The organism is Hymenobacter sp. GOD-10R, from assembly GCF_035609205.1.
In the GTDB taxonomy this organism is placed as follows: Bacteria; Bacteroidota; Bacteroidia; order Cytophagales; family Hymenobacteraceae; genus Hymenobacter.
Genome location: NZ_CP141184.1, coordinates 153,638 through 166,130 on the forward strand (window position 1 = coordinate 153,638; position 12,493 = coordinate 166,130).

Here is a 12,493-nt window from a genome sequence, read left to right on the forward strand (position 1 = left end):
GCCGTGCTGGCGCTATCAGCAGCACTAATCGGCGGCAAGGTGAGCTTTTGCTTGAAACAAAAGCTCACCTTGCCGCTCCTGCTTTTGCGGTACTCGCACCTTTCTTCGCCGATGCCTGCTTTCAGGGTATTGCTTAGGAGTATCCAGCACTGGTGGCACCTAGGTCTTGTAAGAAGTACTTTGCATAAATATTTTAATTAAAAGTTGATCTTTTTATATACCTTTCTATAGTTCAGCTAGTTGATAGTCGCCGCTTGAGTGCGTCGTTTGTAGAGGGCCTGAGGAAGCCTGCATCGTCAGCGCAAGCTGCCGTTGCGCTTTCAGCAGGGCAATACGCTAGTTCGGACGGCCCACCTGGGGTCTTGCTTTTTCGCATTGCCAATCTACTGCCTACCTTTTTCAACCCACTCAAACAAAACCGTAATGCTTAAAAAACTAATCACTGCTTCCTTGCTGGCTACCGCCGCTCTGACTTTCACCGGCTGTAAGGAATTGCTGGATGAGATTATCCTGATCGGCAATCCGCCGGCTAGCACCAAGGTAAACCTGACGGCCGTCATCAACAGCGCGCAGGAAGTGCCCGCCAACCCTTCGACGGCCACCGGTACGTTCACCGGCGTATACGACAAAGCAACCAAGGTGCTAACCTACACGGTTACGTATCAGGGCCTCACACCCACGGCCGGTCACCTGCACCGGGGCGCTCCCGGCACGAATGGCCCGGTCATTTATCCATTCAGTAGCTTGGCTTCTCCCGTTACGGGCACCGCTACCTTCACCCAAGCCGATGAGGACTTGTTGCTGAACGGCGGTTTCTACGCCAACTTCCACACCCCCGCGTATCCGGGCGGTGAAATTCGAGGCAACATTGTGAAGAAGTAACGTCTGCGCAACGCACGACGAAGTCTATAAAACAGCCCCGGTTGCTTACCTAGGTAAGCAACCGGGGCTGTTTCGTTCCGCACATGATAGAGCATGCGGAAGGCTAAGGCTTATCCATCCGATTTCCGCGGCTTTGGTAAGCGGAGCCGGAGGTACTGTTGCAGCCACATCGGGTACAGGTTGTAGAAGACGTTGAGCAAGGTTAGAAGCAAGGCCCAACCTAGGTACCCACGAACTACAGCATAGCCACTAATCAGCAAGAAGAACACGAACATCACCAAGTGGAACTGCTCCTGGTAGTAAGTAGCGCGCGCAAAGCTGGCCAGCGAAGTGCGGGTGCGGACGTGCCGGTACTGCGGATACTTGCGTCGAATCAGCCCATTGATGATGTCGCCGTGCTGGGTGAAGCGGTTGAGTGCCGGCACGCCCAACCGCTGGTAGGTCGCCGCTTTGGGGCTCAGCTGCAAGTGGCGATACCGCGAAACCGGCACCGCGTAGCCAAGCAGACTGACTACCAAAAAACCATAGAGCCAAGGCCGCTCCACGTGCTGGTAGCAAAAGACACAAAGCGGTATCAAGCTCAGCGCCGACCACAACACGTTTGGGACAGCATTGTAGATGCCTAGCAGGAGCGGTGAAGGCGCAGTTGACTTGTTGCTAGGCGGTAACATAGGCGTGAGCTAGGGGTATCACTACTTGGCAGCGTGAGAAGCTAGGCATAATTGGGTAAGAATTGTAAATTGATGTAAGCTATTGGCAGTCAGTATTTCCAGAAGATAATCTTCAAGGAAAAACATAAACAGCGACCAGTAACCACTTACTTCTTCCACCCAAAATAGCCGCGTATGAAACTACCTTTTACGACGAAAGCCCGCACCCCTCTACTCCGCGCCCTCCAACAAGCTTTTCAGTTGGCAACGATTGCCAACGAGCCCGGTGCCCCAACTGCCGACGAGCTAGCCCACCAAGCTACCAGCCAGAGTCGCCGCGACTTCCTCACCAATACCGCCAAGCTGGGCTTACTAGTCGGGGCCGGGGGCTTGCTAGCGGCCTGCGAAGCCGACGTGGTAGCGCCCGCTGCTGCTAGCTCCGCAACCTCGCAAAGCCTCGACGGCAAGGGCGGCTCGCAAGCACGCATCGTGTTGGTGGGAGCCGGTATGGCGGGGCTGAATTGCGCCTATCAGCTCAAGAAAGCCGGCTTGCGGGCCCAAATCTACGAGGCGAGTAACCGTGTGGGTGGCCGCATCTTCACGGCTCGTAACCTGATGGCGCCCGGCCTCACCACGGAGCTAGGCGGCGAGTTCATCGACAGTGGACACAAGGACATGCTCCAGTTGGTCAGGGAGTTCGGCCTGTCGCTCTACGATGTGGAGTCGCCGAGTGAAACGGTGCTCCAAAAGGATACTTATTTCTTCAATGGGCAGCAGCACACCGTGGCGCAGGTCATTCAGGCCTTCCAGCCCTACGCCCGCCAGATTCAGGCCGACATCCGCTCCTTGCCCAACAACACCATCACCTTCGAGAAGATGAACGCCGCGGCCGCCCGCCTCGACCAGCTTTCCATTGCCGCCTATTTCGACTCGATTGGGATGACCGGCTGGATTCGGACGCTGCTGGAGGTGGCGTATCTCACCGAATATGGCCGCGAGGTAAACGACCAGTCGTCGATCAACTTTCTGTGGCTGTTTTCGGCGGATACCCACAAGGGTGCGTTCGATATTTTTGGCGAAAGCGACGAGCGCTACAAGATCAAGGGCGGCAACCAGCAACTCACCGACGCCCTCGCCCAGCAGCTATCCGGCCAAGTGACGTTGCAGCACAAACTGGTGGCATTGAGCCAATCCGGCAACGAGTACCAGCTCACGTTCGAGCAGGCCAACGGTAAGCAACTCACCGTAGCGGCCGATTACGTGGTGCTGACTGTTCCGTTCTCCGTGCTGCGCAACGTCGACCTGCGCTTGCCGTTGCCTGTTTGGAAGCGCAACGCCATCCAGAACCTAGGCTACGGCACCAATGCTAAGCTGTTCCTGGGATTCAACGGCCGACCCTGGCGCACCAACGGCTACACCGGCTATCTGTTTTCCGACCAAGCCGCGCAAAGCGGTTGGGACAGCGGCCAGCTACAGCCCACCCCCCAATCGGCCTTCACCGTGTACCTAGGTGGGCAAGCCGGCCTCGACGTAGGCAGCGGCACGCCCGAGTCGCAGGCTGGCAAATTCCTGCCGGTGCTGGATGCCGCCTGGCCGGGTACCAAGGCCAAGTACAACGGCAAAGCCGAGCGCTTCCACTGGCCCACGCACCCCTACACGCTGGCGAGCTACGCCTGCTACCGCGTCGGTCAGTACAGCACCATCGCAGGTGCAGAGCGCAAGCCAGTCGGCAACCTGTTTTTTGCTGGCGAGCATTGCAGCGCGTATTACCAAGGCTTCATGAACGGCGCCGCTGAAACCGGCCGCATGGCCGCTGATGATGTGCAAGCCGCCCTGCGTGGTAAAGGTGTGGCCCTCCTGCAACGCCTGCGGCAGCGCGAGCAAGCGTTGGCTGCGGTGTAGCACGAGGCCAGACCTAGGTGTTGGGCTTACGGTTTGTATTATAAAAGGCTTCTGCAACACGCAGAAACCTTTTCGATATTGCCCACACAAGTTCTTCAAGTTGAAGAGGGTAGAGCCTGAAGCACTTCTACTAGAGCGAGTTTAGCGTAGCGTAACTCGTGTCTTCCTTGCCGTGAGGCTGTGCCTCACCCGTTAGAACGACTTGCACCTGCTAACGGCGTGGTATCAGTTTGCCGCTGTGCGGCAGATGAGGTGCAACTTCATCCCAAACTAGGCACGAGGTACGCTACACTAAATTCGCTCTAGTAGGAGAGATTTATAGATGATATGCAAAAACTCTTTATTTTACATAGAACTCTTTAATTCGAATCATGCGTAAATAGTTAGAGGTTATTGCTGCTGTTCCAGAGATGTAAACATTTGCGCCTCTTTCGTGAGCGTTAATAGCCTCTTTGTATTGGATGCTGTTTAGAAGGACGTGTATAGGTTTAGTATTTTTTTGAATTCTTTTAATTACAACTAAATTGCTGTTGCCTTTTGTGTCTAATGATCTAAGCTGATAAATTTTACCAGTCGTTTCAACTTCAATATCCTTTGAGAATAACTCTTCTGCAAAGTCAATATAATTGTCAAACCTTTTAGTTTTTTCTTCTGTTATTTGTCCAGAGCTAATTTTGTCTGCAAATGTATCGCCTGTAAACGAAAATTCCATTTCGTTTACTTCTGTTCTTTTTAATAATGAGCTAATTTCTCTAAATAGACTAATATTCGTCAATACTATGTTATTGACTACGTACTCTTTATTCATGATGCTTTCACTGCCATTAAACAAAGAGTTAAGGCAAAATTGAAATACATCTACTAGCTTTTCATTAACAATCTTAGAAGTTAATACATATTCATCAAAGAGGTTTCTATTAAGTTCTTTACTGTTATCTGGAAGTTGAACTTTAGCAATAAAGCTACCGCGTTCTGTTTGTAAAAAATCACAATTATTAATATAATGTTCAGCTTCTAAGGGTATTTCTTTCATAGGTAAAGGTTCCTTAGTAACAGCAAAGCCAGCATTGTATACAAGTATTTTTCTCAAGCTGGACAGACAATGTTCGAATTTGAGCAGTGGAATACTTCCTTTCTCTGTATCTCTGTCGATTATTCTCGTTGCAAATACAGGTTCTCTTGAAACGATAGAGTATACCATTTCTTCAAGAGTTAAATTATATAGTTGAGCAATGGTCTGTATGGCCCGGTTTAAAAATACCCTATCCTTGTCTGTGCGAATATTAGAAGGTATTGTGACTTTGAATACAGTCTGATCTATTGCTAAAAATGGCGATATATATTTTATAAAATTATTGTTTGATTCTTCTATTTTCCATCCGCGTAAGGATAAAAAATTAGAAACTGGGCCGGCTTTTTCTAGTTCGTTAGCCATGTTACAAAAGAGAGAAAGCCTTAATTAAAAAAATTGAATCTACAATATTGATGATAGGGATCTTTATTCTGACTTGCTTTTTATTATTTGTGTATTTCTCGCCGGCTTGTGGCTGAAACCAGTATGCGCATTTTGCTAAGGCAATTTCATGCTTTCTAACTTCTAACCATTTGTTTTGATCATCAGGAAGAACCATCAATATCAAGTACAATGGAGCAAATGGATAGTTGTTGACTCTTTCTACTAGATCATTGAAGGTTTTAGATTCAAGATCGTAAATAATGAATCCGTTCTTTTCTTCTACGGAGGACTCGCATGTACATTTTAGCTGAAGATCAACATACTCTCCAGTGTCACAGTATCTAACCTCTCCATTGATGAACCTTGGTTTGGCTCTCGTGTAGACAAGATCAACCCCGTGGTCGTTCTCACCTCCTAGCTTTTTGAAGCCAGATCTGCTTGCAATTAGTTCTACATATCTTTTGGATAGGTGCTCTTTGATCTGTTGCTCTGTCATTATTGCTCTTAAATAGCGATTCTAAATAATCCTAAGAAAAGAAGCCGTAATATGGGTGAACGTTCTCAAAAGGCAAAGGCCCCACTGATATCAGTGAGGCCTTTGCCTTTTGAGAACGTTCTTTGGTACTGCTTTATCCCTTACGAGCCGCAGGCCTCGCAAGCGTCTGGGTTATCCAGCGAGCAAGCCATGTCGCTCTGATTCTGGGCGGCTACGTTGAGCGGCTCCAGCGTCTCGGCGGCTTGTTTCTGCACCGTGAACTTGATGGCATCCACGGCCGATTTGGTGCGCAGGTAGTACATGCCGGTCTTCAAGCCGCGCTTCCAAGAGTGGAAGTGCATGCTGGTGAGCTTGCCGAAGTTCACGTTCATCACGTGTAGGTTCAGGCTCTGGCTCTGGCAGATGTACGCGCCCCGGTCAGCCGACATATCAATGATGCGACGTTGGGAGATCTCCCACACCGTCTTATACAGGTCCTTGATGTGCTGTGGCACCCGATCGATGTTCTGCACCGAGCCGTTGGCCGCAATGATGTCCTGCTTCATCTGCTCGTTCCACAGACCTAGCTTCACCAAGTCTTTGAGCAAGTGCTTGTTCACCACCATGAACTCGCCGCTCAGCACGCGCCGCACGTAGATGTTGGAGGTGTAAGGCTCGAACGATTCGTTGTTGCCGAGGATCTGCGCCGTGCTAGCCGTAGGCATAGGCGCTACCAGCAGCGAGTTGCGCACACCGTGCTCCATTACCTCTGCGCGCAGCGTTTCCCAGTCCCAGCGGCCTGAGTCGGGCGTTACGTCCCACAGGTCGAACTGGAACTTGCCCTTGCTCAGCGGCGAACCTTGGAAAGTCTCGTAAGCGCCATCCTTCTTGGCTAGGTCCTTCGACGCCGTCATGGCCGCGAAGTAGATCGTCTCGAAGATGTCCTTGTTCAGGCCACTGGCTTCGTCGCTCTCGAACGGCATGCGCAGCGCGATGAACGTATCAGCCAACCCTTGGATACCAAGCCCAATCGGGCGGTGACGACGGTTCGACTTCTCGGCTTCCGGCACCGGGTAGTAGTTGATGTCGATAACCTTGTTTAGGTTCTTCGTCACGTGGTAGGTCACCTCGTAGAGCTTCTGGTGGTCGAACACCAAGCCCTTCGGGCCTTCCGTTACGAAGCGGGGCAGAGCCAGCGAGGCTAGATTACACACCGCAATTTCGTCACGGTCGGTGTACTCCATAATCTCGGTGCAGAGGTTGGAGCTCTTGATGGTACCTAGGTTCTGCTGGTTCGACTTGCGGTTGGCGGCATCCTTGAACAGCATGTAGGGCGTGCCGGTCTCGGTCTGGCTTTCCAAGATGGCAAACCATAGCTCCTGAGCCTTAATGGTTTTGCGGCCGCGGCCTTCCTTCTCGTACTTCAGGTAGAGGCGCTCGAACTCCTCGCCCCAGGTGTCACCAAGGCCGGGGCATTCGTTGGGGCACATCAGCGTCCAGTCGCCATTGGCTTCCACGCGCTTCATGAACAGGTCGGGCGTCCAGAGGGCATAGAACAAGTCACGGGCGCGGTTCTCTTCCTTGCCGTGGTTCTTCTTCAGATCCAGGAAGTCGAAGATGTCGGCGTGCCAGGGCTCGATGTAGATGGCGAAGGCGCCTTTGCGCTTGCCGCCGCCTTGGTCCACGTAGCGGGCCGTGTCGTTGAACACCTTCAGCATCGGGATGATGCCGTTGGACGTGCCGTTGGTGCCCTTGATGTAAGAGCCCGTGGCGCGCACATTGTGGATGCTCAGGCCAATGCCACCAGCCGACTGCGAAATCTGAGCGCAGCTACGCAGGGTGTCATAAATGCCCGTGATGCTGTCGTCCTTCATCGTGAGCAGGAAGCACGAGGAAAGCTGCGGCTTCGGCGAACCCGCGTTGAAGAGGGTAGGTGTAGCGTGCGTGAACCACCGCTCCGACATCAGGTTGTAGGTCTCAATGACCGACTCGATGTCGTTCTTGTGGATGCCCACCGCCACGCGCATGATCATGTGCTGGGGGCGCTCCACCACTTTGCCATCCATGCGCAGCAAGTACGAGCGCTCCAGCGTTTTAAAGCCGAAGTAGTCGTAGCTATAGTCGCGGTCATAGATAATGGCCGAATCAAGCGTATGGGCATGGTTATGAATAACTTCCCATACATCTTTGGCGATGAGGGAAGCGTTTTCGCCCGTCTTGGGGTCTTCGTAGGTGTAGAGGCGCTTCATCGTCGAGCTGAACGACTTGGAAGTCACCTTGTGCAGATTGCTCACCGCGATGCGGGCCGCCAGAATGGCGTAATCGGGGTGGCGGGTAGTGAGCGACGCAGCGGTTTCGGCCGCTAGGTTGTCGAGTTCTACGGTCGTAACGCCGTCGTAAATTCCATCAATCACCTTCTTGGCGACTTCAATGGGAGAGACGAACAGCATATTCAGCCCGTAGCAGAGCTTTTCAATACGGGCAGTTACTTTGTCGAACTTGACCGATTCGCGGCGGCCGTCGCGTTTGATTACCAACATAGGCGTAGCGGGTGAAGGTGTTTGGCGGATACAAAAAAAGGCCGGGGGCTGACGTGGGAAGCACTGGTGAAAGTGGTTGCCATGTCGGCCCCCGGCCGCATTGCTAGCCGGAAAATACCAGGAAGTAGGCTATACTGTTTGGTTCCCTCGGCTAAAAATTTTGTTTTCGGCCTCTACGCTGTCGTACGCGCCCTTTTAACTCAACTATTCTTTAGGCGAAAAGCTAACAAAATTGGGTTGCTAAATTCTGTGAAAATGCTATGTTGTGAGTGCCACCTTTTTTGGGCGCTGGTCTGGGCAGTTGAAAGGGGGTTACGGATTCACCACCGGCGCATAGTTTAGCCCAAAGCTCTTGGCATATTCAGCGAGCGGGCCTAGGTTCATGGTAGCCCGGCGCTCGTCCACGTGGGCTTCGTCTTCAATCGGGAAGAACTCTAGCTTGCCTGTGTCGGGATTGTTTTGCAGCTGGCTGCCGTAGAGCTGGGGCTTGTTTTGCGAGGTTAGGACCCGATCTTCTAGGAGCGCCAAACTGCTTTTGGCTAGCTCGCCCTTCACTGCGGCCTCGCGCATAACTGGAAGATACTTTTGCATGATCGGCAAGTGGGAGTGCTGAATCACGAGGAAGGCAGTTGTGCTGCCCGAACGCCCTACCAGGCTATTACCAGGCCAGCCGTATTTGTCAATCATGCCGGTGACGCGGGGCAGGTTGCGGTCATCAATGGCCCGCATTTCCTTCCAAAGCGAATCCATTTGGGGTGACTTAAACCCGTGTTGCCGCTCAATCTCCGCCGCTTTCCGGCGCACGCTTTGATCAGCTACGTAGATTTCCTCTAACTCGCGCTTTAAGGGCACATTGTAGTTGGCCTCGTTCTTAGCCACAGTGGCTTCTAGCTTCTTGAGCATCGGCTGCCAGCGCTTATCCGAGTGGAGTGCTGTTAGATCGGTGTCTTCCTTCACATGGGCGATGTTGTCCCAACCAGCTAGGGTTGCACGATCTAGGTTCTGGAAGGCTTTGGTTTTTTCGCCCGCAAGTGCCCAGCTACAGGCGGCGTTATAAAAGTCAGAATCGGTGGGCTTGGCTGCTTTCACCTGGAAAGCTTGCTCATAGCGTTGCCCCGATTCTTGATACTTTTTGTCGCTATACGCGGCGCTTGCCTGCGACCTAAACGTCTGAAAAGCATTCTGAGCAAAGCTCAAGGTGCTTGAAAGCAGTCCGAATAGGGTGAGGATAAGGATACGCTTCTTCATAGATTGAGCTTGGTGGAATAAGGATGAGTAACAAGATAGAGAGTACAGCTGGGCAGCAAAGCGTTGCACAGCCGGAACATCTCTTGTTCGCTAACCACAAGGCTCCAGTCATTCAGAAGGCGCACCGTGCATACAGGAACCAGAAAGGATACTGGCTATACCACACGAAAAAAGCCACCCCCGTGAGGAGGTGGCTCTTCCCTATCTGTCGGATAGCTATAATAACAATAAGCAGATACTATTTCAGGAGGTTAGCAGTTTCGCGGAGTACTTCGCGCGCAATAGCTAGGTTCGTGTCGCGGGAGTTCACCACGAGGTAGATAAACTTCTTAGCGTCGGCCGACAGCTTGATGAGGTGCAGCTGGTTGCTGAGCGAAATCAGGATATCTTCGATTTTTTCGTCGGTCAGCTTCAGAGCTGCCATTGCCTTGTGCTTCTGCTTTACCACTTCCGTGTTGTAAGCAGCAGCCGTTTCAGGGTTGATGTTAGGCGTATTCGAATGCGAAGCCAGGGCCATGCCCGACTGAGCGTCTACAACAGCAACAGCCATTAGGCCAGGCAGTGCGTTGATGATTTCTTGTACAGTTTGACCAGCGGTAGTAGAAGTAGAGTAAGCCATGATAAATGATGGAAAGGAGATAAGGAAATTGTTGGAAAAAGTCAGTGGTAGGTAGCAACGTGGTGCGAGAAACGCAGCGGAGGTGATTGGCTCCGCGGAGCCTGCCTTGCTGCCCCGTTGATGATACAATGTTAGGGTGCCGAAGCAGGCACTACCGAAGTTTCTGCTGAATTGCATCTTTTTTGATGTGAATGGTTGGCTTTTTACAGTGAGTGAAAAACAGCTGGCGCGATTTTCTCGCGCCAGTATCTGCCCCAAAACCTACCTAGCTTCCCATTCAGTTTGACTTACGCTCGGCGGGAACCCAGCGCTAGGCCGCGTTAGTTGAGGCTGCGTTCGTATTCTTCCTTATTCTGCTATGTCGTCCCGCCCTATGTCTTCCCAAAATTCCTCTGGTGCCGAGGCGCGTATCGCAGAACTGGAACAAGCGTTGCGCGACGCCAATGAGCGCGCCACTGCTGCCGAGCGCCGGCTGACGGGGTTGGCAGAGCAAGATGGGCCCGGCAGGTTGGTTGTGCGCGCCGAGGGCACTATCGATCGGATCAACGAAGCGTTGTGCCAACTGCTGGGTGGCGCTGAGTCCCCAGCTCATTGGATTGGTCAGCCCGCCGAGGCGCTGTTTGCCCGTTTGCAGCGCTTAGCTAAGCAGCCTACCTTGCACGAGCAGCGGCTGCGGGCACAGCGAACGGCCCAAGAAGCGGTACAGGACGAGGTAATCGTGTTGCGCGATGGCCGGGTATTGCTGCAAGACTACGTACTGCTGCCCGCCGCTAGTGGGGCGGCGCGCTCCGAGCTGTTTACGTTTCGCCTTGCCTTGGGCGTCTCCGGCACCATGCAGCAGGAGCAGTTGCTGTACCAGCTACCCACTGCGGTTGCCACGCATGATCTGCATGGCGTAGTTCTTTCCTGCAACCTAGCTTTTGCCGACCTGTTACAGCAGTCTGCGGATCAAATTGTTGGCCGTTTGCTTGGGGAGTTTGTGGCCGAGGCAGACCAAGCACAAACCTTACCCGCCTACCTAGCTCAGTTTGATTCCTCACGCCATTCGTTGGCTGGGCAGCTACCCGTTCTGCCGCAGCATGGGCCACTCCGGCAGCTGTTCTACCAGGCCCAGCGCATCGATCAGCCCGGTCAGGAGCCGTACGTGCTGCTCAGCGCCTTCGACCTAACGGAGCGGGTACAAGCGGAAGCTGAGCTCAAGCGTGGCAAAGAAAAAGCAGAGGCTTCGGCACGAGCAAAGGAGGCGTTTTTGGCTAACCTGAGCCACGAAATTCGCACACCCATGAACGGGGTGCTAGGTATGGCCCGGCAGCTTGCCAAGACCCCACTCGATCAAGCGCAGCGGGAGCTATTGCGCATCATTCAGACCTCAGGCGAGCACCTGCTATCGGTGCTCAACGAAGTGCTGGACATGACCAAGATCAGCTCAGCGCGGCTGGAGCTAGAGCAAATGTCCTTCGATCTGCGCGAGTCGATGGAAAGTGCACTGCGTCCGTTGGCCGTGCAGGCCGTCGAAAAGGGGCTAGCCTTCCACGTTGCTTTGCTGCTCCAGAGCGAACCACTGCCGCGGGTAATGGGTGACCCGTACCGCCTCAATCAAATCCTAATAAATCTGGTATCCAACGCCATCAAGTTTACGCCACCACAAGGCACCGTTTCCATTGGTGGGTATTTGATGAACCAAAACGAGACGCACCTGACGGTTGGCTTCCGCATCACGGATACTGGCATTGGTATTCCGGCAGACAAGCTCGATCATATTTTCGAGGACTTTGTGCAAGCCGATGTCGATACCGCGCGCCTGTATGGGGGCACTGGCCTAGGCCTAGGTATTGCGCGGGCGTTGGTGGAGCAAATGGGCGGCACCATCACTGTAAGCAGTCAAATGGGCAACGGCAGCACGTTTCAATTCACGGTGACCCTGCTGCTGGCTGAGGGCTTGGAAATAGAACCCTGCCCGGTACTAGCAGACACCGAAACGTTGCGCAACCGCCGGGTGCTAGTGGTGGAAGACAATGCCATCAACCGTGAGGTGGTGCGACGCGTGCTAGAAGGCTGGGGCGTAGTCGTAGATGAGGCCGAAGATGGTGCCACGGCCCTGGCCTTACACACACAGCATCAGTATGATGCCGTGCTAATGGATATTCAGATGCCCGGCATGAGCGGGGTAGAGGCAACCACAAAAATTCGCTTGCACCCCGAGCCGAAGCGGGCGCAAGTACCTGTGCTAGCGCTTACGGCTAATGCCTTCAGGGCCGACCTCGACCGTTACCTCAAAGCCGGCATCAACGATTGCCTAACCAAGCCCTTCAAGGAAGAAGAATTTTACACCAAGCTGGTTGCGCTGGTGCAAGCGCCCGAGCCGCCGGTGTACAACCTAGCCCAAGTGCACGAGCTAGCAGATGGTGAAGAAGCCTTCGTGGAGCGCATGATCCGTTCCTTCTTGCTGCACATCCCGCCAACCTTGCAGCAGATCCAAAGTGCGGCAGCGGTTGGGCAGTGGGCGCAAGTGGCCAAGCTTGTGCATCACATTAAGCCTAACCTGGTGCAGTTTGGGGTTGTAGGGATTGCGCAGCCCTTGCAACTGCTCATGGATCATGCCCGTCCCGAGGACCAAACGAGCCCCATTCGGGAGGCGGCCGTGCAGCTGCTGGTGCGGCAGATAGAGCGGGTACTAGAGGTGCTACCGGAGCAGCTACCCGCAGCTACTGCTTTGTAGTT

The 12,493-nt window shown here is 53.3% G+C and carries 9 protein-coding genes; 3 read left to right on the forward strand and 6 right to left on the reverse strand.

Annotated elements, in window-relative coordinates; all coding sequences use genetic code 11:
* The first annotated feature begins 423 nt into the window (after positions 1-423).
* A complete protein-coding gene (locus SD425_RS00655; protein WP_324674340.1) occupies positions 424-882 on the forward strand; it encodes a CHRD domain-containing protein in 459 nt (152 codons plus the stop codon).
* A 110-nt stretch (positions 883-992) separates the two neighbouring features.
* On the opposite strand, the gene SD425_RS00660 is transcribed toward SD425_RS00655, so the two are convergent.
* Positions 993-1,553 (reverse strand): hypothetical protein, encoded by a 561-nt coding sequence (locus tag SD425_RS00660; RefSeq protein ID WP_324674342.1) that lies wholly within the window; start codon positions 1,551-1,553, stop codon positions 993-995.
* A 174-nt stretch (positions 1,554-1,727) separates the two neighbouring features.
* Between SD425_RS00660 and SD425_RS00665 the strand changes: the two genes are divergently transcribed.
* Complete coding sequence (locus SD425_RS00665) at positions 1,728-3,434, forward strand: NAD(P)/FAD-dependent oxidoreductase (RefSeq protein WP_324674344.1); 1,707 nt, start codon at positions 1,728-1,730, stop codon at positions 3,432-3,434.
* A gap of 340 nt (positions 3,435-3,774) precedes the next feature.
* On the opposite strand, the gene SD425_RS00670 is transcribed toward SD425_RS00665, so the two are convergent.
* The 5 genes from SD425_RS00670 to SD425_RS00690 all read right to left on the reverse strand — a co-directional run bounded on the left by SD425_RS00670 (position 3,775) and on the right by SD425_RS00690 (position 9,772).
* Entirely contained in the window at positions 3,775-4,869 is a 1,095-nt protein-coding gene (locus SD425_RS00670) for a hypothetical protein (RefSeq protein ID WP_324674346.1), read from the reverse strand.
* A gap of 1 nt (position 4,870) precedes the next feature.
* Positions 4,871-5,386 (reverse strand): DUF4365 domain-containing protein, encoded by a 516-nt coding sequence (locus SD425_RS00675; RefSeq protein ID WP_324674348.1) that lies wholly within the window; start codon positions 5,384-5,386, stop codon positions 4,871-4,873.
* A 140-nt stretch (positions 5,387-5,526) separates the two neighbouring features.
* On the reverse strand, positions 5,527-7,905 hold the full coding sequence (locus SD425_RS00680; RefSeq protein WP_324674350.1) for a ribonucleoside-diphosphate reductase subunit alpha: 2,379 nt from the start codon (positions 7,903-7,905) through the stop codon (positions 5,527-5,529).
* A gap of 312 nt (positions 7,906-8,217) precedes the next feature.
* Positions 8,218-9,153: a DUF6624 domain-containing protein gene (locus tag SD425_RS00685; protein WP_324674352.1), complete on the reverse strand. Its 936-nt coding sequence runs from the start codon at positions 9,151-9,153 to the stop codon at positions 8,218-8,220.
* 238 nt (positions 9,154-9,391) lie between these two features.
* Entirely contained in the window at positions 9,392-9,772 is a 381-nt protein-coding gene (locus SD425_RS00690) for a hypothetical protein (protein WP_324674354.1), read from the reverse strand.
* Between the two features lie 373 nt (positions 9,773-10,145).
* Here SD425_RS00690 and SD425_RS00695 point away from each other — a divergent pair, with 373 nt between their 5' ends.
* The gene (locus SD425_RS00695; RefSeq protein WP_324674357.1) at positions 10,146-12,491 is read left to right on the forward strand and encodes a hybrid sensor histidine kinase/response regulator; all 2,346 of its coding nucleotides are present in this window, start codon (positions 10,146-10,148) and stop codon (positions 12,489-12,491) included.
* Positions 12,492-12,493 lie beyond the last annotated feature (2 nt).